Origin of the sequence: Methylotuvimicrobium buryatense 5G (genome assembly GCF_000341735.1) — a bacterium.
GTDB classification, from domain to species: domain Bacteria; phylum Pseudomonadota; class Gammaproteobacteria; order Methylococcales; family Methylomonadaceae; genus Methylotuvimicrobium; species Methylotuvimicrobium buryatense.
The window spans coordinates 4,964,482-4,984,547 of the sequence record NZ_KB455575.1; the positions used below are offsets into that span (position 1 = coordinate 4,964,482).

Here is a 20,066-nt window from a genome sequence, read left to right on the forward strand (position 1 = left end):
GTGATTAGGAAGTATGAGTAATGATTACAATGCAGCCGCGATAGAGGTATTAAGCGGCTTGGAACCTGTTCGGAAACGGCCCGGTATGTATACCGATACGACCCGACCGAACCATCTGGTGCAAGAGGTTGTCGACAACAGCGTCGACGAAGCGATAGCAGGGCATGCCGACAATATTACTGTCGTATTATATAAAGACGGTTCTGTATTAGTTAGCGACAATGGTCGAGGAATGCCAGTCGATATTCATCCCGAGCAGGGTATTCCCGGTGTCGAAGTGATTTTGACGCAACTGCATGCCGGCGGGAAGTTCTCGAATAAAAATTATCAGTTTTCCGGTGGTTTGCACGGTGTCGGCGTTTCTGTCGTCAATGCGTTGTCGGCCCATTTGGAGATTGAAGTCAAGCGTGGCGGTAAGGTGTATCGCATGACTTTTGCCGACGGTGAAAAGCAGAGCGAGTTAACCGAAACGGGTTCGGTGGGTCGCAACAATACCGGTACGGCGGTCAAGTTTTGGCCGAATGAAAAATATTTCGATTCGAATAAGATTTCGGTGAGTAAGCTCAGGCATGTATTGAGAGCGAAAGCGGTATTATGCCCGGGTCTCAATATTACTTTGCAATCCGAATTTACCGATGAGGAGTGGCAATGGTGTTATCAAGACGGCCTCAAGGAATATTTGCTCGATCGTGTAGGGGATGCCGAGTTTTATCCCGAACCGCCTTTTATGGGCAAAATGACGTCCGATCATGAAGCGGTCGAATGGGGTATCGTATGGACGGGCGATAGTCTGCCCGAAGCGATTAACGAAAGTTATGTCAATCTGGTGCCGACCGCGCAAGGCGGCACGCATGTCAACGGTTTACGGGCCGGCTTGACTGAAGCGATGCGCGAATTTTGCGATTTCAGGAACCTATTGCCGCGAGGCATCAAGGTTTCGCCGGAAGATGTCTGGGAGCATTGCCATTTTATTTTGTCGGTCAAATTGGAAGATCCTCAGTTTTCGGGGCAGACCAAGGAGCGTTTGAGTTCGCGCGAATGTGTCGCGTTCGTTTCGGGTGTTGCGAAAGACGGTTTCAGTCTTTGGTTGAATCAGCATCCGTCCGAAGGCGAAAAAATTGCCGAAATTATTATTGCCAGTGCGCAAAAGCGATTGAAATCGGCTAAGAAAATCGTTCGTAAGAAATTGACCTCGGGACCTGCGCTACCCGGTAAGCTTGCCGATTGTTCCGGCCAGGATATCGGCCGATCCGAATTGTTTTTGGTTGAGGGCGATTCGGCCGGCGGTTCGGCCAAACAGGCGAGAGACCGAGAGTTTCAGGCAATCATGCCGCTACGGGGAAAAATCCTAAATACCTGGGAAGTCGATTCGAGCCAAGTCATGGCGTCTCAGGAGGTTCATGACATCGCGGTGGCTTTGGGTATAGAGCCGGGTTCGGATGATTTACGAAGCCTGCGCTACGGTAAGGTATGTATTTTGGCAGACGCAGACTCGGACGGTAATCATATTGCGACATTGATTTGCGCATTGTTTTATCAACACTTTAATGCTTTGGTGCAAGCCGGCCATGTATTTGTCGCAATGCCGCCGTTGTATCGGGTCGATATCGGCAAAAAAGTCTTTTATGCGCTCGACGAAGCCGAGCGCCAAGGCGTTTTGGATCGAATTAAGGCAGAAAAGTTGAAAGGCCAGATCAATGTTCAGCGTTTCAAAGGCTTAGGCGAAATGAACCCGAGCCAGCTTCGTGAAACGACGATGAACCCCGACACCCGCCGGCTCGTGCAATTGACGGTCGCCACTGATGACGATACCAGCGAACAATTGGATTTACTATTAGCAAAAAAACGCTCGCCGGATCGTAAGCATTGGCTTGAAACCAAAGGGAATTTGGCGGATTTGTGAATTTTATGGTGAGTAGAGAGCAGAAAGAGGAAAGATGAAAGGTGAAAGGTGAAAGGTGAAAGGTATAACTTTCAATGAATTCGGCGAAATATTGCAAGGCGGATGATTGCCAATGTGAATTGTGCTGATATTCTAATTGGCAATTCGTTATGATCGAAATGAATGGAATGAATGAGCCAATCACAAGGACTTTCGCTTCTATTGTTAACCAAATGGTGAGCCTGTAAATGTTTGGATTTACTTCGGATCATTCCGCTTCGGGTACGGCTAGCACAATCATCAATAAACCGGTGGATGATGTGTTTAATTTTATCGGGGTCGATTTTTTTAAAAATTATCATCGGTGGTCGCCTGAGGTCATCGAATGCGAATTACTGAGCGATCCGCCGTTACGTTTGAATAGCCTTGCCAGGCAGGTACGAATCGATCAGGGTCAAAGAAGCGAGTCGACTTTTAAGGTAACTTGCTTTGATCCGCTTAGTAAATTGACTTTTGAAGGTGTTTCGAATCCCTATCGTTGTTTTTATGATTTTAAGCCCGGGCGGACGCCGGAGCAGACTGAAGTCACATTTACTTTCGAATTATTGAGGCTCGAACTCTTCATGCTACCGTTTGAAAAGCTGATTCGTATTGCTGTGAGAGAGGGTGCGATCCGAACGGTTCGAAATCTCAAAACGTTAATAGAGTCTTAGGGGCGAGCCCCGTAGGGTATGCTATGCGTACCATGGCAACCCCACCAATGCTAACACAAGCACTTATGGTTTGATCTGGGTAGGGATTCGGTGTTTAACGGCATGGAGGTTCGCGAGCGTGCTGTAGAACTTATGTATAACGATGAGCGCTGAGCGTCACTACCATTAAGTTAAGCCGTCACAGAATAGTAATACTGGCTTCAGGCTCGAATGGTTTTCAAAAGCCTACCATCCATGGCACTGGATTCCGCCAGTCCATGGCGGAATGACGGGTTTCCCTTAACTTAATGGCAGTGCCGCAGAGCGTGGGAACGATGAAGCCTGAGTTATTTCGTGCTCATTCCTTAGAGAACGCTAATTACGAGTTCAGAATTGATGACTAATGCTAAGCAATCCGGATATTTTTTGAGTCAGATGGCGGGTATTGAACATGAAGTTTCAAATAGAAAAAGATCCGGGAGTCATTCCTCACATTCTTACTCAAATTTTGGACGGGTGTGTTAATGGTATTACCTTGTCCGATCCCGATTTGGAAGATAACCCGATCGTCTTCGCGAACGAAGTTTTCGAAAAAATCACCGGTTACAGTCGTGATGACATTATTGGAAAAAACTGCCGGTTCTTGCAAGGAAAAGATCATGATCAACCGGAGATCGAAATCTTGCGTGAGGCGATCAAGAATCGACGAGCAGTTGAGGTCACGCTAAAAAACTATAAAAAAAACGGCGATCTTTTTTACAATCGGCTTTCTGTAACCCCCTTATTCGATAACGAAGGTCGGTTGATTTATTTTCTAGGCGTTCAATACGACATTACCGAACAGATACATGCGCAACACGAGATAGAAAGATTGAATAATTCTTTCGACTTAAGGCGTTTCGACTACCTTAGTCAGCAGTCTAAGCGAGGAACTGTTAAACGTTGAATACTCAAACGTGATCGATTCTTTCAAAAAACAAACAACTAGGCGATATGGGGAAGCTAATGAGTAATGAGGTTGACATGACGTGTGCCGACATTTATCCGAAAATATCTATGGATATTTCGGTGCCGGAGAAAAAAAACTTCAACTTACCACGATCGACAAGGAGGCCGCATGTTTGCGTTTGATTTATCAAAACCGTTGATCGGGAAAGCTGGTATAGGTCTTGAAAAAACCGTTGCTGACGTGTTCGATTATGTCGGCTTTCATTTTTTTGATAATTATCCAAAATGGGCCTTGGAAGTTATCGAATTTGAGGTGCTGCAGGAACAACCTATCGGAGTCGGTTCGAGAGCCAAGCAAGTTAGGATAGAGCAAGGGCAAAAAGTAGAGTCGACCTTCGAGATCACCGAATTTGTGCCGTTACAAACATTAGCGCTGGAATCGGTAAGCCAAGAGTTTCGTGAAGTTTATACCTTTGAGGAGGACAACGGCATCGATTCGACTCGATTAGAAATTAGCTTTGAGTTGCTGCATGTCGATTTCTTCATGAGGCCGTTTGAAAAGTTGATTCGTGTTGCCATCGAGGAAGGCTTGCAAAATTCGCTGGAAAATATCCAAACACTGTTGGGTGGTCATTACGGTGAGCCGGAAGGGTCTTGATTTAAAGGTTATTGAACGCTACCGGCAGCCAACACTGAATGTTCCAATCGTAAAATTTATCTAGGAGTATAACAATGGCTTTTATCGCTGAAAAAGATCCGGGATTGATTCCGCAAATTCTATCGCTGATTCTGGATGAATGCATTAACGGCATTACGCTAGCCGACCCTGACCTCGAGGACATGCCGATTGTTTATGCCAATAAAGCGTTTGTAGCGGTTACCGGTTATTCGCAGGAAGAAGTGATCGGACGCAATTGTCGATTCTTGCAGGGCGATGACCGAAACCAAGAAGAAATTAAGAGGATTAAGGAGGCTATAAATGCACAAAAACCGGTTGAAGTGGTTTTGCGCAATTATAAAAAAAACGGAGAGTTATTCTATAACCGGTTTAAGATCATTCCATTATGCGATCGGAGCGGCAAGCTGATTTATTTTCTCGGCGTGCAATACGATGTTACACGGCAAATCGTTGACGAGGAAACTATCAATAATTTGAGAAAACAGCTAGAAAGTCTGTAATATTATACCTATCGCACTTCAAATTTCGGCATTAGCGTATGGAGGCGTCGGGGTGTTAGGTCGATTTTGCTCCTGCAAAATCGACATTCATGCCATCCATGGCGCTCGCAAAGGCTTTGGCAGCATGGATACTGTCATAGAGCCTACATGGACGTATTCACGGCGTCCTTTCACGGGCACCCCTACGCCGAAATTTGACTAGCAAAGGGTATATGATTCATTAAGATTTATTTGGGCAATCGTCTAGAGGCTTATCTAATAAGACTTCCGATATAGGGTGTTGATATGTTTATTTTAGTCAAGGTGCGTCATGAACGTTACGGATAGCTCTTTACCGGTTGCCGAGCAAGGTTTGCCGTTGAATGAAATCTTTTTGTCATTGGCGATAGCAGCATTTCTGTTGTTAATAGTGATGGAAGGATTGAAACCTTACCAGCGGTTCGATCGAAAAGTCGCGAAAAATTCGGTGGTTACTAATACTACGGCTTTTTTATTTAATAATGTTATTTTAACCACCCTAAGAGCGTCCTCGCTTTTTTTTGTGGCGCAACAGTTTTCGAATTATGGCGTGTTGAGCGGTCTGTCCAACGGGCCGATTAAATGGGTGCTATCGTTTTTATTGTTCGATCTTGCGATTTATGCTTGGCATTATGCAAGTCACAAAAACGAATTTTTATGGCGTTTCCATAAAATTCATCATAGTGATAAAACCTTTAACGTCACGACCGGGTTTCGTTTTCATGTATTCGATTTGTTTATTGAAATCGTCATGAAATGCCTGTTCGTCATTGTTTTCGGCGTCGATGCTTACGTGATACTCGCGATCGAATTGATCGAGCTGTCTTTTATTTTCTTTCATCATTCGAATCTGTCCTTCGAGAAAGAGGATTTATTGTCGAAAGTTATTATTACGCCGGCCTTGCATAGAACTCATCATTCGGCACTACGTAGTGAGCATGACAGTAATTACGGTATTGTGTTATCGATATGGGATCAATTGTTTGGTACTCGCAAGGAATTGGTTCCGAAAAAGATCGGTCTCGATTTAATCGAAGCAGATAATTTTATACAGCTGTTTTTCTTGGCATTCATTACCGAAAGACACGTAGCCAAACTATTAGGTTTGATTCCGAAAGGAAGAAAATAAATCGATTTGGCGTTCGCGGTCAGGTGGGCATAACCAGGTGCTTTATAGCCAGGATTGATCTCGACTAGTTTTGCAAAAGCGGGTACCGGAAACAAAAAAGGGCGGAGTGTATCCGCCCTTGATGCATTGTTTAGGAATAACAGTGAGTGATTAAGGCGTTAAGCCTTCGCCCACGGTAATCACTTTCAATGCGTTGGTTCCGCCTTGAACGCCGGTCAGATCGCCTTTGGTGATAATGAATTTATCGCCGTTTTGCGCTTGATGGCGTTTTCTTAGATGATTGACGATTTCGCGGTTGACTTCGGCATGATCCGGTTCTTTCAGATGTTTGTCGAAATAGAACGGAAAAACGCCTCGGTAAAGCGTGACCTTGCCCAAGGTTTTTTCCTGGCTGCTAAATGCGAAGATAGGAATTGCCGAGCTGATTCTGGACATCCATAACGGTGTCGATCCGGATTCGGTCAATGCCGCTATGCCATGAATCGTCGTATGATTCGCCATATACATCGCCGACATCGCGATGGCTTCATCGATGCGCTGGAATTGCGTATCCATGCGATGCTTCGAAACTCGAACGCTCGGTTGTTTCTCGGTTTCTTCGCAAACCCGTACCATCGCTTCAACCGCTTTGACCGGATATTTACCGGAAGCGGTTTCGGCCGATAGCATGATCGCATCGGTACCGTCGACGACGGCATTCGCAACGTCGAAGACTTCGGCGCGAGTCGGAATCGGATTTTCTATCATCGATTCCATCATTTGCGTCGCAGTGATCGCTATGCGATTCAATTCGCGTGCGCGGCTAATGAGTCGTTTCTGCGCGGCCGGAAGATTGGCGTCGCCAATTTCAACACCCAAGTCGCCACGAGCAACCATTACCGCATCGGAAGCCAGGATGATTTCATCCATGACTTCCATGGCTTCGGCGCGTTCGACCTTCGCGACGATGCCGGCATGGCAGCCTTCCGCCAGTAACAATTCGCGCGCTTCGTTCAAGTCCGCTGCGCATCTAGGAAAAGATACGGCAACATAATCGCAATCGATTTTCGCAATCGTTTTGATGTCTTCCTTGTCCTTTTCAGTCAAAGCGGCGGCGGATAAACCGCCGCCTAGAAGATTGATGCCTTTGTTGTTGGACAGGTCGCCGCCGACGACTACTTTGCAATTGACACGTTTGCCGTCGGTATCGACTACGTCTAATACCACTCGCCCATCGTCCAATAGTAAACGACTGCCGTTGCGCACCTCGCGAGCCAGCGGTTCGTAAGTGATGCCGACTTGGGTATTATCGCCGTCGTTCGGGCCCAAGTTGATGTCCAGGGCGAAATCCTGGCCTTCATCAAGCCATACTTTCGTTTCTTTGAAACGCGCTATGCGTATTTTAGGGCCTTGCAGGTCGCCTAAGATGCCGACGCGGCGTCCGGTTTTGCGGCTTAATTCGCGAACTTTGTTGGCTCGGTCAATATGGTCTTGCGCCGAGCCGTGCGAGAAATTCATGCGAACCACGTCGATGCCGGCTTTGAACAAGTTTTCAAGGACCCCAGGTTTATCCGTTGCGGGGCCCAAGGTGGCCAGTATTTTGGTTCTACGTAACATTAGTGCCCTTTATTTTGCGTTGCACAAGGCAACAGTGGTATCCAGCATGCGGTTCGAGAAGCCCCATTCGTTGTCGTACCAAGCCAAAACTTTAACGAAGTTGCCGCCAGTGACTTTGGTTAATGACGATTCGTAGATCGATGATGCAGGATTATGGTTGAAGTCGATAGAAACCAGAGGCTTGTCGTTGTAAGCCAAGATGCCGTTCGATTTTTCCGAAGCGGATTTCAGGATGCTGTTGATTTCATCCACGCTGGTATCTTTTCCGGCGGTAAAGCACAGGTCGACGACCGAAACGTTGATGGTCGGTACGCGCATGGCGAAGCCGTCCAGTTTTCCGGCCAATTCAGGTAGAACCAAGCCGACAGCCGCGGCCGCGCCGGTTTTGGTTGGGATCATCGATTGTGTTGCGGAACGCGCGCGGCGTAAATCGCTGTGATAAACGTCGGTTAACACTTGGTCGTTGGTGTAAGCATGAATCGTGGTCATTAAGCCGTGTTTGATGCCGATGGTATCGTTCAAAGCTTTTGCTAATGGCGCCAGACAGTTGGTGGTGCACGAAGCATTGGAAATGATCGTGTCGGAGGCTTTTAACGAGTCGTGGTTGACGCCGTAAACGATTGTGGCGTCGACGTCGTTACCGCCGGGGGCCGAAATGATAACTTTTTTCGCGCCTGCGGTGATATGAGCGGAAGCTTTGGCTTTGCTGGTAAAAAAACCGGTGCATTCATGCACGACGTCGACCCCGAGTTCGGCCCAAGGAAGTTTGGATGGGTCGCGTTCGGAAAGTACACGAATTCTGTCGCCATTGACGATCATGTAATCGCCGTCGACACCGACTTCACCGGGGAATTTTCCGTGCGCGGTATCGTATTGAGTGAGGTGAGCATTGGTAGCGGAATCGCCCAAGTCGTTGATTGCAACAACTTGGATTTCACCGTTGCGGCCAGATTCATACAATGCACGAACGATATTTCGTCCAATACGACCATAGCCGTTGATTGCGACTTTAATTGCCATATAAGTTCTCCGGTAATGTGAGGTTGATTTTTTAGGTGGGCGCCGATCGGTTTCTGATCAGCGTACGGCGTGAAAGTATAGCAAAATTAGCTATATTCCGTCCATGTATAAAGGGATTCGTTGCTTTAGAGTAACACAAATCACCGTGTTGCTATTGTGGAAAGTTTCGGTAGTTTGTGTGAATCTTCGTTAAACTCACGTCGCATTCAAAGCCAATTTTTTGATTGCGGGTAATCATCGACTTTTTCGCAAATTACGGAGGTGCATAGCATATGAAGCGTAGAGAATTTATAAAAAAAGCGGGCGTAAGTACGGTCGCGGCAAGTACTGTAACATTGACGGGTACTGAAATCAGTAAGGCCGACACGGTTTTTAAATGGAAGCTGGTCACGGCTTGGCCGAAAAATTTTCCAGGCTTAGGGCATGGCGCTAACTTATTGGCGCAAATGATCACCGAGATGAGCGGTGGGCGGATCAATGTCAAAGTCTATGGGGCTTCGGAATTGGTGCCTGCTTTTGAAGTGTTTGATGCGGTTGCTAATGGAACTGCAGAGATGGGCCATTCCGGGTCTTATTATTGGAAGGGTAAGTCGGAGGCGGCGCAGTTTTTTTCGGCGGTGCCTTTCGGCTTTACGGCTCAAGAAATGAATGCGTGGTTGTATTACGGTGGCGGTTTGGAGTTGTGGCAAGAACTTTACAAGCCCTTCGGTCTGATTCCGGTGCCGGCCGGAAATTCGGGCGTGCAAATGGCCGGATGGTTCAATCGGGAAATTAAATCGGTAGCCGATTTGAAAGGATTGAAAATGCGTATTCCCGGTCTGGGTGGCGAAGTTTTGAGGCGCGCCGGCGGTACTACGGTTAACTTGCCGGGCGGAGAGATATTCACGGCTTTGCAGTCACATAACATCGATGCGACCGAATGGGTCGGGCCTTATAACGATTTGGCTTTCGGCTTGCATAAGGCGGCGAAGTTTTATTATTACCCAGGTTGGCATGAGCCGGGTTCGACGATCGAGGCCGTTATCAACCGAAAAGCCTTCGACGCATTGCCGAAAGATTTGCAGCAAATTGTAATGACGGCGTGTAAGGCTGCAAATATGGACATGATAAGCGAATACACGGCGCGTAATAATCAAGCCTTGGATACTTTAATGAACAAGCATAATGTATCGGTATTGCCTTTGCCTGACGATGTACTGAAAAAACTCAAGCAGATTTCGGACGAACTTATTGCTGAAATGGCCGCAAAGGATCCTGCGGTCAAAAAAGTTTACGATTCGGTCGTCGGTTTCAGAAGCCAAGTTTCGCGTTGGACCGAGATCTCGGAGTTGGCCTTTTTGAAGGCGAGAGCGCTTTGATCGATAAACCTATAAAAAAGCATTTCCTGATTACGTAGAACTTTCAGCCAAATCGACAAAGGCCAAACTACCCGTCATACCGGCAGGGATTGCCGATATCCATTGTACAGGGACGTACTCATATTCCTTTGACCTACAAAAAGCATTTCACCATGAAGAATAAGAGGTTAATTCAATAGCTTGCCATGCTTTTGCAAAACAGTTTTTCTCCTGAATGATTACTCAAGGTTTTTAATATCATCTTGAAACACATAAAGAACTTCATGTTTTTCATGGTTAAGTTGCCGAATTTAGGGTCAAAAGCATTTTGTGGATTCGTTGCCCAGTTATATTGTCGGCATTGCGATGTTCGTTTGGGTTTGTTTGACACATTCGAACATCAGTTCGTCTAAAGCTTCTTCAGTCGAATAGTTGCCATGGTGCAGGCCGTATTCGAAGTGTGGGCAGTAATGCTTGATCTCGCCGTGTATCGTTATCGGAATTTTCGATTCGGGGAGCACGATGACAATTTTGACAATTCCTTCGCTTTTCTCGGGTAATGGAGAGTTCAGGCGAATTTTAATGCCGGTGTAGCTAATGTCGATAACGTCGCCGTCAATTTCAATCGGAGCCTGCCTGACTCGGTCGATGCTGACATGGGCTTTTAATTCCTTGACCGATATTCTTGGGTGGTTGCGTTGTTCGTTGTGCATGTGATGTATGAATTTAAAAGTGTCGATGCTTGGTGTCTAAAGTTTCGCAGTTCGTAAGCTTTTGCAAATCATTAATAAAAAATAGTTATGTGCCCGAAATGCTGTTTAAACGGTTTTCGATTTTTTGTTTATATTTCAACAGGTGAATAGTTTGTAATTCCGATGCGTTTTCAATGCCTAAGTTTGCGAGCGGTACGTCGATATCGCTGATGTGAATAGGATATCGTTGATGGGATTGTCTAAATTCCAGAATATATTCAGCAGCCGCAGCAAGGGCACGTTTACCGTAAGTCAGTGTCGAAAATTCTTTTTCGTTGCAATAAAGCGTGTAGGATCCCGAGTATTCTCCGGATACGCGAATATCCAATTCTTGAGTCAAATTTATTCGGTTTGGAATACTCGGGGTATATTTTATGATGGCATTGGGATTGTGTCGGATTTCATAATGCTCGATTAAGATGCTGTCGTCAAAGAAATATCGGTTTAGAATATTATCCAAAAAGTGTTGATAACGGCGCAATAGACCGTCGATCTTCGCGGAAGGGTAGTGCTGGCGAAACAGTGCGCCTTTTTCGTCCAGTAAATAAAGCTGTATGCCGGTTTTAGTGGCAGTATGAAATACTTGAATCGTATTGGCTTTATTCAATTTCAATAATTCGGGTATCTCGCTTTCTTCCAGGCAAAAAGGGTCGATATGCGTTGGGTTGAAAAGTCCTTGGGCTTGGCTTAATTCATTTAACAGTTCCTGACGAGTTCCGATGCTTCGATAGTGTAGGACCTTATTTTTTCTCTGAAAAATATAATAATCTTTTGCTCCTGCCAGGATGTAGCGGGGCGATTCATTTGAATTTTGCCGGCCGAACCAACTGATTAAGGTTTGGAATACGCTTTGGGCTCGCTGGCTAATGCTATTGGCGCGCGCCGAAGTATTACAAACAACTTTGACGTCATTATCAACGATTGGAAGTCGATGATTGTTGATGATGTCGGTGAATGTATCGAATAGACCGTCCAGTCCGATTGCGCGGCTTGCGGTAACTTCCCCCCAGTTCGAAATGGAAATCCGATTTACCGATTGAACAAACGATTGACGGCTCTTGCCATAACTAAAAGGGTCGGAGCGTTCGCTCATGACTAGGCGTCCGTCATTGCGATCGCCTTCAGGCTCCATGCCGATATTGATGAACAATAGCGAGCTTTGACACTGGTTGGGTTGTTTATAGTTAGGCAAGTCGAGGTGCAATCTATCGAGTCGGCTGCAGATGAAGTCATTTAATTGTTCGGTCGTAGTTTGCAGTTCGTTCGTTGAGAGAATTAGTGTTTTACTGTCGAGGTTAAGTTTCAGTTTTTTATGGTATAGGCCGTTTACAATGATCCATGCCAGCAGTTCGATTAAACTCCAGGTGTTTTTTATCGGGCTTTGTTCGGCAAGATTGTCCGCGGTAACATGACCAAGATAAAGGCTCCAGCCGCTTTGATTATCGGCGAAGCGAGTTTCTACGAGCGATAATTCCTGTTCTTTGGTTTGTAGTGCCGAGCGGGTTGTAATAAATTCGATTTTACCTGGTTTTTTGTCCAGAAAGGAATGCAGCTTGCGACCTATCAATTTGAGATCTTCATTGTCCTTCAGGTTGCTTTGAACATGCTGCCCGGCAAAATTTAAAATCATACGATAACAGCCTGCTAGATGACGCAGAATAATGTCATGTTCACGTGTCGCTTTCAGTATGTTCCATGATTGTTGTCGGCTGATTTCAGGCAGCAGGGTTTCCGGCCACTGCCACCGATGCGCAATATGCTTGATGAATTCGGTGCGATAGAGCTGTTTTTGCGGGTCTTGTTCGGTATTGGCAAAGCCCATGATTTTAATGTATAGGCTATGTCTAATCAGTTCCAGGCGCGCGCGATTAGCGGGCGAGCTAAGGTAATTCTCGAGTTTTTGATAAATCAAAAGATAGGGGTCTAGATCCTCGAGCGAGAATTCTCCGCCGTGAACGGCTTTTTTCATTTCCGAACAAAGCCATTGAGTATTTGGATACTCGCTTGCGTAACATTCCATCAGCATCAGTTTCAGCAGCGACTTATGCGGCGAGCCGATCGCTTTATAAATATGCCAGAGCGTGACGGTGATGAATTCTTCGGGAGGCGCGTTTTCCAAGCTGCCGAAATCGATGACTTCCAGTTCCGAGATGAATTTATTATCGAGTAAATGACTGATATAGTCGGTATGACGATGGTCTTCTTGCGGCGGCACGAGCCACCAAGCCGGCGACCGGCCCGCGATATAGACGGCCGTACGATAAAATTCCTCTAGTAATAAATAGTGTTGGGTCTTTCCGCTGCTTTCATCGGAGATAGGGATATCTTGGCCGCTTTTGAATTTTTCATGATCGATCAGAAAAAAATGGACCTCAAGGTCCAAAGACATGGCCCATTCTTCGATCGCGGCGGCTTTCTGCTGAAGTTCTTCTATGGCCGAAGGCGGCAAGGCGGGGTCGTGGCAAAGCCAAATATCCATATCGCTGGTTTTGGTGAAGGCAATGCTGCCGACGCTGCCCATCAAAAACAAGCCTAGAATCGGGTAACTCGCTAAGGCGCGCGTTTTGTATTGATAGCTTCTCGAAAATTGGGCGGCATGCAGTAGGGCTTGGCGTGTCGGTGAATAGTCTAGAATGCCGGCTGGGGTTTCAGAAGAAATAAAACCGGGCAGTAACGGTACGTTTTGATGAAACAGCAAGGGGAGTAATTCTAAAAAAACCCGTTGACGCGGTTGCAAAAAACTTTGAATGCGTTTTTGCTGAAGCAAATGCAAATTTTTGAAACGCTGGAGAATCGCTAGCAAATCTTTCTTGCTGATATCTTCTCCGGGCGAACCTAGGCGAATCGGTGTGAGATGTTTTTTTTCAACCATGAAGTCGTGAATGGTTAGCGATTAACAGGCATATTGTTGTCTTCGGTATGGCAGTGCAGCAAGATTTGTGGGCATTTTGAAGCACGGAAGCTCCCATTACGCGAAATGTCACGCACTGTTATAACTTTAGGTTATACCATTTGTTAGTCAAATTTTGGTTCCGGGGCGAATGTCGATTACGCATAACGCTATTCTTGGCGTTCGAGCGTTGCCGTCAATTCCCCATGGGTGGGTTCACGGCGGTCCTCGATAGAGACAAGCCATACCTTTTATCCTAGAAAAAGCAGTTGGCATGCGTTGTAGACCGTTCGTGCTGAGCAAAGTCGAAGCATGAACGGTCTACAGCGCTTTCACTAGCTTGGTGAAGCCTCAAACTACCCTTCACCAGGGTAAACGCATTAAAACTACATATAAAATCAAATGGTTATAATGCGTAGTATTTTCAGTAATTTCATAGCGGCAGCCTTTATTGCCACAAAATAAAAACTAACAAATAAAATATTCTGCAAGCTTAGGTTGAATAGTCATAACATATTGATATGGCATTTATTTTAATGCGTTTGCCCTGTACCCTTCACCCTTCGACAGGACTTTCCTGAGCGCAGCCGAAGGACTCAGTGCGTACGGTAGTTTTAGGCTCTCAACTACTCTTTTTTTGGATAAAAAAGCAGTGGCTTGCCTCGATCTTTCAGCTATGCTTTTCCATTCACCATTCACCATTCACCATTCACCATTCACCATTCACCATTCACCATTCACCATTCACCATTCACCATTCACGCATTCCCAACTAGCTCAGCTCTCGCTTTGCTAATGGCCGCTCTAACGGTGGCCGGTGCGGTACCTCCGATATGTTGGCGGGCGGCGACCGAGCCTTCCAGCGTTAATACGCTAAAGACGTTTTCGTCAATATTGTCGGAAAACTGTTGTAATTCCGTTAGCGTTAACTCGGACAAGTCGCGTTCGGTTTCGACGCCGAGCCGCACGGCTTGGCCGACAATTTCATGTGCATCTCGAAAGGCCAGGCCTTTCCGGACTAGGTAATCGGCCAGATCGGTCGCGGTCGCGAAGCCTTGTTTCGCGGCGCGGTACATGTTGTCTTTTTTAGCGCTTAATCGGGGCACCATGTCCGCGAATGCGCGCAGGCAATTGATTAGGGTGTCGGCAGTATCGAACAATGGTTCTTTGTCTTCTTGATTGTCTTTATTATAGGCGAGTGGTTGGCTTTTCATCAGCATCAACAGCGACATCAAATGTCCGGTAACGCGTCCCGATTTGCCGCGTACCAATTCCGGGACGTCAGGGTTTTTCTTTTGCGGCATGATGGAGGAGCCGGTGCAGAAAGCGTCAGGAATATCGATGAAATCGAATTGGGCGCTCGACCATAATACCAGTTCCTCGGAAAAGCGCGAGAGATGCATCATGATCAAACTGCCCGCAGCACAAAACTCGATTGCGAAATCGCGGTCGCTGACCGAATCCAGCGAATTGGCGGACGGTTCGGCAAATTGCAACAGTTGGGCGGTCATGTGCCGGTCGATCGGATAACTGGTCCCGGCTAGTGCGGCGGCTCCCAGCGGCATAATGTTGATACGTTTCAGACAGTCGGCTAAGCGCTCGTTATCGCGCTTGAGCATTTCGAACCAAGCCATCAGGTGGTGTCCGAAGGTGATCGGTTGTGCGACCTGCAAATGGGTAAAACCGGGCATGATCGTGTCTGCTTCGCGTTCGGCCAGATCCAAAATGGCATTTTGCAAACGAGTCAGTTCGTTGCGGATACGCTTGATTTCATCGCGCAAATAAAGCCTAATGTCGGTCGCGACCTGATCGTTGCGAGAGCGTCCGGTATGTAGCTTTTTGCCGGCAATGCCGATCATATCGGTCAGGCGGGCTTCGATGTTCATATGAACGTCTTCTTGTTTAACGGACCAATTAAATCGGCCTTGCTCGATTTCGATGCCGATTTTTTGTAGGCCATCGATGATCGCATCGCGTTCGCTTTCGGTGAGGATGCCGATTTTGCCCAGCATTGTTGCGTGAGCGATCGAACCTTGAATGTCTTGCTGGGCCATGCGCTTGTCGAAGTCGACCGAAGCGGTGAAGATTTCTACAAAGGCATCGGTAGCTTCGGCAAATCGGGCGCTGGATAGTTTTTCGGAATTAACGGTGGTCATGAAATTCGGTGTTGAAATTAGAAATGATTCATTATAAGCGATGCGCCGGCTTTCGGTGTTCTGAAAATTGTTGATTCGCCCCATTTCTATATTTTTGAAGAAAAAGTTTTTAATTGACTATGCGTTTTGTAAGTCCCTAGAAATAAAATGAGTTTTTCTAGGTTGTGCAAGACTTTGTCTGCCGAAAATGAAACTCGCTAAGGATTGTGCTTGTCGGACAGGTTACAATGTGCATTTTTAGTTGAATATTGGGTGTTGTTTTGGCAAATCAAATCATTCGTATCGCAACTCGCAAGAGCCCTTTGGCCTTATGGCAGGCTGAACATGTCGCCGAGCGGTTGAAGCGGGCTTTTCCGGGACTCGAAACCGAATTGGTCACGATGACCACGAAAGGCGACAAATTATTGGATGCGCCATTGGCTAAGGTTGGCGGCAAAGGCTTGTTCGTCAAGGAGTTGGAGCAGGGTATGTTGGAAGGCAGGGCCGATATTGCCGTGCATTCAATGAAGGATGTGCCGGTGGAATTTCCGGATGGCTTGCATTTGTCGGTGATTTTACAGCGTGAAGATCCTACCGATGCTTTTGTCTCTAATCGCTATACTTCACTGAGCGAACTGCCCGAACGACCTAGAATAGGGACTTGCAGCTTGCGAAGACAATGTCAAATCAAGGAAAAATTTCCCAATGCCGAAATATTGACATTGAGAGGCAATGTCAATACCCGATTGGCCAAGCTTGATGCGGGCGAATTCGATGCGATCATTCTTGCCTCGGCCGGGCTGATTCGCTTAGGTATGCAGCATAGAATCGCCGCGCGGCTCGATCCTAGCGAAAGCCTGCCGGCCATCGGGCAAGGCGCGATCGGTATCGAATGCCGAAGCGACGATACGGTTATCAACGAATTATTGAGTCGGCTACACGATCCGGAAACCCATATTTGTGTATCGGCCGAGCGTGCGATGAATGCTCGCTTAAAGGGCGGCTGCCAAGTCCCGATAGCCGGTTTTGCGACCTTGCAATCGGATACACTTTATATGCGCGGCTTGGTCGGCGATCCGGATGGTAGTGTGATATATCGCGCCGAACATAGCGGACCGGCCGAACAGGCCGAACAGATCGGTGTCTCGATTGCCGAAGAGTTATTGGCTAGCGGCGGCGATAAAATTTTGCAGGCTTTGTTAGATTAATGACGAATGCAAAGCCGTTTTCGGTACTCGTGACGCGACCGGTTCATCAGGCGCATAATTTGACACGCTTGATCGAGAGCCGTGGGTGGCAAGCCGTATCCTTCCCAGTACTCGAAATTGCTCCGCTGCCTCGCTCGACTGACCAATTCGAAATGTTGGAAAAGCTGCAATATTTCGATTGTTTAATCTTTGTTAGCGCTAATGCGGTAAATTTTGCGCTGCAAGCGAATAATGGCAAAATAGCCCCATTTAAACAGTGTAAAATCGCTTCGGTTGGAAAAGCCACGGCCAGGGCTTTGGAATCGGCGGGACTCATCGTGGATTGGGTGCCAGAGACTGGTTTCGATAGCGAATCTTTATTGGCACTGCCTTATTTTCATGGGGTTGAGGGAAGCTCCCTTTTAATAGTTAGGGGCAAAGGCGGTAGGGAAAAACTTGCCGATACTTTGCGAGAAAGAGGTGCGACCGTTGAATATTGGGAAGTCTATCAACGAATGCGTCCGCAATACGATGTTCAGCCGGTGGTCGATTTGTTAAAACGCGGAGAACTGAGCCTGATCACGGTAAGCAGTGGTGAAGCATTACTCAATCTTGTGGAAATGTTAGGTTCTTACGTAAAGTCGGAATTGATGTCCGTCCCGTTGGTCGTTATCAGCGAAAGAATGAAATATCTTGCCGAGGATATCGGCTTTAAAAGGATCGCTTTAGCCTCCGGTCCGGATGACGAAGCGATTGTCCAAAAAGTAACTATTGTGTGCAATGGGGAATAGTGTGGCCGAAGTGACTGAAAATCAAGAGCGGGAAGCGGAAGCTGGAACGGATACGAAAACGGCGAATAGCAGCGAAAAAGTACACCGGTCCCGAAGCGGATTTTGGCTGGCTGTGATCGTTTTTTTGGTTATTTTGTCGATCGTTGGCATAGGCTTGTTTTTATTTTCTCAATTAAGACAGCAGCAGGAGACGCTCGGCGGTGAGGTCTCTAAAGGCGATATGCAATTATTCGAGTTGACGAAGCAGATCAGCGGTTATCAAACTCAAATTGCCGCGATCCAATCGCATTTAACGACGATCGAATCGGACTTAAAAGCGAAAGATAGGTTGATTAACGAATCCTTAACCGAGTTTTCTCAACTGCAGTCCGAAAAATTGGAAGCGATGCGCACCGATTTTAATACTCGAATTCAACAGGTTCAGCGCCAATTGGGTAAAACGCGTGGCGATTGGTTGGTCGCCGATGCCGAGTATTTGCTTAGCGTCGCAAATCAGCGCTTGCAGTTGACCGGCGATGTCGAGACTGCTCGCGAGGCGTTGCAAGCGGCCGATCAGCGCTTGCGTGAAAGCGGCGATGCGGCGGCCTATAAAATACGCGAACAAATTTCCAAAGAAATTGCCGAATTGGGTAAAGTGCAATTGCTCGATATTGTCGGCATTTATTCGTCGATCAGAACATTAGAGACTGAAATAGGTAAGCTGTCGCTGATTAAACCTTATGTAGGTAAGCCCCTGACGCCGTCTGAAGAAATACACGATCACGCTCAGCATACCGATGAAGAGCACGACCTTTTGTCTAAGGCATTGAAAAGTTTACAAGGTGTCGTAACGGTACGACATGCCGATCAACCTATTACTGAAATTATTACGCCGGAGGAAGCGCAGTTCACTCGCCAGCAATTGCGTGTCAAATTGGAAATGATAAAAATCGGTTTGGTGCAGCAAAACGAAGTTTTATACAAGGCCAGTATTGCCGATGCCCAGGAATGGGTGGCCGAACATTTTACAAGTAATTCGATCGCCAGAAATTTCGTTGCCGAATTGGAAAAGCTCGAAGCAATTAGCTTGCATAGTCAATATCCCGATATCAGTCATTCTCTAAAAATGCTTCGCGATATCACCAAACTTAGAATCGAAACCGATAAGGCTTTGTCGGCCCCTGATCCATCCTAAAACAAACAACGGGTACATTATGAAAAATATTATTTTTTTTCTGGGCTCGCTGTTTATCGCCATCGCGGTAGCTTTTGGGATACACAGTTGGTTTTCTCGCTACGACGATCCGGGCTATGTCTTGATTGGTATCGGCCATTGGTCTCTGGAAACGTCTTTACTTGTGTTAGGTGTTACGCTGGTTATTGCTTTCTTTCTGTTCTATATGTTTTTTCGCTTACTGGGCTGGATGCTTCGGCTGCCCGGCAAGGTCAAATCCCATGGCCAAAGCGTCAAATATAACCGTTCTCAAGAAGCTTTGATCGCAGGTTTGGTGGATTCGGCGGAAGGAAATTGGGAAAAAGCCGAAAAAATTCTGATCAAACATGCTTCGCATAGCGGCGCGCCGTTGATTCATTATTTGACTGCGGCACGCGCCGCTCAGTCGCGCGGAGCTATTGAAAAGCGCGATGAATATCTAAGAATTGCCGCGGAGCGATCGCCTGGCGCCGATATTGCGGTCGGTTTGACTCAGGCGGAAATGCATTTGTCGGAGCAGCAGTTCGACCAAGCACTCGACACGCTGAAAAAACTGCACTCAATCAATCCCGGCCATGCCAGCGTCTTGAAACTGCTTCATCAGACGTATCGCCAATTGGGAGACTGGGACGCTATACGCAAAATTATTCCGTCGATGAATAAAAGCAAAGTGTTGATGGAAGCCGAAATCAAACTTTTGGAGGCTGAGGTTTTTAGCGGCTTGTTGAGGCAGGCGGCGGAAAACGGCGACTATACCAAGATTCAAGAAGTCTGGCAGGAAGTGCCCGATTATATCAAGCGTATTCCGGGGATTCCGGCCATTTATTTTGCCGGTATGATCGATGTTGGCGCCGGTGCCAAAATAGAGGATGAACTGGCACGCTCAATTTCCGAGGATTGGGACGAAACTTTGTTGGTGTTATTTGGCAGCGTTCAATCCAACGACCCTCAAAGGCAGCTAAAAACCGCCGAAGGTTGGCTCAAGGCTTATCCCGATAATGCAGTTTTGTTGAGGGTTCTCGGAAAAATCAGTAAAAGATGTAAAGAAACGGATAAAGCCGGGCAATATTTGGAAAAAAGTATTGCCTTGGAGCCTTCGGTTTCGGCTTATCAATTGTTAGCGGACTTATTGACCGAAAAAGGCGATAAAAATTCGGCGCTTGAATGTTACAAATGCGCTCTCGACTTGGCCTCCGGCGAGGTGGCTCGCCAGGTAGAAAATATTACGGGCTAACCGGCTGAAAAAACGGTAATTTGAAATTTTTGTCGCTTCAGAAAAGCGCTTATCATCTTGGAAAAAGCATTTTGTCCACGAAAC

General features: G+C 46.8%; 16 protein-coding genes. 11 read left to right on the top strand and 5 right to left on the bottom strand.

Going from position 1 to position 20,066, the window contains the following annotated elements:
- Positions 1–13 precede the first annotated feature (13 nt).
- From parE to METBU_RS0122470, 6 genes are all read left to right on the top strand, one after another.
- Positions 14–1,903 (top strand): DNA topoisomerase IV subunit B, encoded by a 1,890-nt coding sequence (parE, locus tag METBU_RS0122445; protein WP_017842758.1) that lies wholly within the window; start codon positions 14–16, stop codon positions 1,901–1,903.
- Between the two features lie 227 nt (positions 1,904–2,130).
- Positions 2,131–2,595, top strand: coding sequence for an SRPBCC family protein (locus METBU_RS0122450; RefSeq protein ID WP_017842759.1), 465 nt, complete (start codon positions 2,131–2,133; stop codon positions 2,593–2,595).
- Positions 2,596–3,025: 430 nt separating this feature from the next.
- Positions 3,026–3,520, top strand: a complete 495-nt coding sequence (locus tag METBU_RS0122455) for a PAS domain-containing protein (protein ID WP_017842760.1) — start codon at positions 3,026–3,028, stop codon at positions 3,518–3,520.
- A 171-nt stretch (positions 3,521–3,691) separates the two neighbouring features.
- The gene (locus METBU_RS0122460; RefSeq protein ID WP_017842761.1) at positions 3,692–4,180 is read left to right on the top strand and encodes an SRPBCC family protein; all 489 of its coding nucleotides are present in this window, start codon (positions 3,692–3,694) and stop codon (positions 4,178–4,180) included.
- Between the two features lie 74 nt (positions 4,181–4,254).
- Positions 4,255–4,701 (top strand): PAS sensor domain-containing protein, encoded by a 447-nt coding sequence (locus METBU_RS0122465; protein WP_017842762.1) that lies wholly within the window; start codon positions 4,255–4,257, stop codon positions 4,699–4,701.
- 310 nt (positions 4,702–5,011) lie between these two features.
- Complete coding sequence (locus METBU_RS0122470; protein WP_017842763.1) at positions 5,012–5,848, top strand: sterol desaturase family protein; 837 nt, start codon at positions 5,012–5,014, stop codon at positions 5,846–5,848.
- 150 nt (positions 5,849–5,998) lie between these two features.
- Here the strand turns inward: METBU_RS0122470 and pyk are convergent, their stop codons facing one another.
- Together pyk and gap are read right to left on the bottom strand one after the other, a co-directional pair.
- Positions 5,999–7,444 (bottom strand): pyruvate kinase, encoded by a 1,446-nt coding sequence (gene pyk / locus METBU_RS0122475; protein WP_017842764.1) that lies wholly within the window; start codon positions 7,442–7,444, stop codon positions 5,999–6,001.
- A gap of 9 nt (positions 7,445–7,453) precedes the next feature.
- Positions 7,454–8,464, bottom strand: a complete 1,011-nt coding sequence (gap, locus tag METBU_RS0122480; protein WP_017842765.1) for a type I glyceraldehyde-3-phosphate dehydrogenase — start codon at positions 8,462–8,464, stop codon at positions 7,454–7,456.
- A 272-nt stretch (positions 8,465–8,736) separates the two neighbouring features.
- Here gap and METBU_RS0122485 point away from each other — a divergent pair, with 272 nt between their 5' ends.
- Positions 8,737–9,822 (top strand): TRAP transporter substrate-binding protein, encoded by a 1,086-nt coding sequence (locus METBU_RS0122485; protein WP_017842766.1) that lies wholly within the window; start codon positions 8,737–8,739, stop codon positions 9,820–9,822.
- A 326-nt stretch (positions 9,823–10,148) separates the two neighbouring features.
- On the opposite strand, the gene METBU_RS0122490 is transcribed toward METBU_RS0122485, so the two are convergent.
- From METBU_RS0122490 to argH, 3 genes are all read right to left on the bottom strand, one after another.
- Entirely contained in the window at positions 10,149–10,514 is a 366-nt protein-coding gene (locus METBU_RS0122490; RefSeq protein ID WP_017842767.1) for a PilZ domain-containing protein, read from the bottom strand.
- An 85-nt stretch (positions 10,515–10,599) separates the two neighbouring features.
- Entirely contained in the window at positions 10,600–13,425 is a 2,826-nt protein-coding gene (locus METBU_RS0122495; protein ID WP_017842768.1) for a class I adenylate cyclase, read from the bottom strand.
- Between the two features lie 776 nt (positions 13,426–14,201).
- Positions 14,202–15,599, bottom strand: a complete 1,398-nt coding sequence (gene argH, locus METBU_RS0122500) for an argininosuccinate lyase (protein WP_026130393.1) — start codon at positions 15,597–15,599, stop codon at positions 14,202–14,204.
- Between the two features lie 260 nt (positions 15,600–15,859).
- On the opposite strand from argH, the gene hemC reads away from it, so the two are divergent.
- The 4 genes from hemC to METBU_RS0122520 are packed head-to-tail and all read left to right on the top strand — an operon-like array spanning position 15,860 to position 19,982.
- The gene (gene hemC / locus METBU_RS0122505; protein WP_026130394.1) at positions 15,860–16,786 is read left to right on the top strand and encodes a hydroxymethylbilane synthase; all 927 of its coding nucleotides are present in this window, start codon (positions 15,860–15,862) and stop codon (positions 16,784–16,786) included.
- Positions 16,786–17,556 (top strand): uroporphyrinogen-III synthase, encoded by a 771-nt coding sequence (locus METBU_RS0122510; RefSeq protein WP_017842771.1) that lies wholly within the window; start codon positions 16,786–16,788, stop codon positions 17,554–17,556. The genes hemC and METBU_RS0122510 overlap by 1 nt, the downstream gene beginning before the upstream one ends.
- 1 nt (position 17,557) lies before the next feature.
- Positions 17,558–18,730: a uroporphyrinogen-III C-methyltransferase gene (locus METBU_RS0122515; protein WP_235726441.1), complete on the top strand. Its 1,173-nt coding sequence runs from the start codon at positions 17,558–17,560 to the stop codon at positions 18,728–18,730.
- A gap of 19 nt (positions 18,731–18,749) precedes the next feature.
- Complete coding sequence (locus tag METBU_RS0122520) at positions 18,750–19,982, top strand: heme biosynthesis HemY N-terminal domain-containing protein (RefSeq protein WP_017842773.1); 1,233 nt, start codon at positions 18,750–18,752, stop codon at positions 19,980–19,982.
- Positions 19,983–20,066 lie beyond the last annotated feature (84 nt).

Bases quoted from the DNA above. Each gene is read 5' to 3' on its own strand.
- gap (WP_017842765.1), bottom strand. From the start codon at position 8,464: ATGGCAATTAAAGTCGCAATCAACGGCTATGGTCGTATTGGACGAAAT.
- METBU_RS0122510 (WP_017842771.1), top strand. From the start codon at position 16,786: ATGACGAATGCAAAGCCGTTTTCGGTACTCGTGACGCGACCGGTTCAT.
- METBU_RS0122465 (WP_017842762.1), top strand. From the start codon at position 4,255: ATGGCTTTTATCGCTGAAAAAGATCCGGGATTGATTCCGCAAATTCTA.
- METBU_RS0122485 (WP_017842766.1), top strand. From the start codon at position 8,737: ATGAAGCGTAGAGAATTTATAAAAAAAGCGGGCGTAAGTACGGTCGCG.
- METBU_RS0122470 (WP_017842763.1), top strand. From the start codon at position 5,012: ATGAACGTTACGGATAGCTCTTTACCGGTTGCCGAGCAAGGTTTGCCG.
- argH (WP_026130393.1), bottom strand. From the start codon at position 15,599: ATGACCACCGTTAATTCCGAAAAACTATCCAGCGCCCGATTTGCCGAA.
- METBU_RS0122520 (WP_017842773.1), top strand. From the start codon at position 18,750: ATGAAAAATATTATTTTTTTTCTGGGCTCGCTGTTTATCGCCATCGCG.
- METBU_RS0122450 (WP_017842759.1), top strand. From the start codon at position 2,131: ATGTTTGGATTTACTTCGGATCATTCCGCTTCGGGTACGGCTAGCACA.
- METBU_RS0122490 (WP_017842767.1), bottom strand. From the start codon at position 10,514: ATGCACAACGAACAACGCAACCACCCAAGAATATCGGTCAAGGAATTA.
- METBU_RS0122460 (WP_017842761.1), top strand. From the start codon at position 3,692: ATGTTTGCGTTTGATTTATCAAAACCGTTGATCGGGAAAGCTGGTATA.
- METBU_RS0122455 (WP_017842760.1), top strand. From the start codon at position 3,026: ATGAAGTTTCAAATAGAAAAAGATCCGGGAGTCATTCCTCACATTCTT.
- pyk (WP_017842764.1), bottom strand. From the start codon at position 7,444: ATGTTACGTAGAACCAAAATACTGGCCACCTTGGGCCCCGCAACGGAT.
- parE (WP_017842758.1), top strand. From the start codon at position 14: ATGAGTAATGATTACAATGCAGCCGCGATAGAGGTATTAAGCGGCTTG.
- METBU_RS0122495 (WP_017842768.1), bottom strand. From the start codon at position 13,425: ATGGTTGAAAAAAAACATCTCACACCGATTCGCCTAGGTTCGCCCGGA.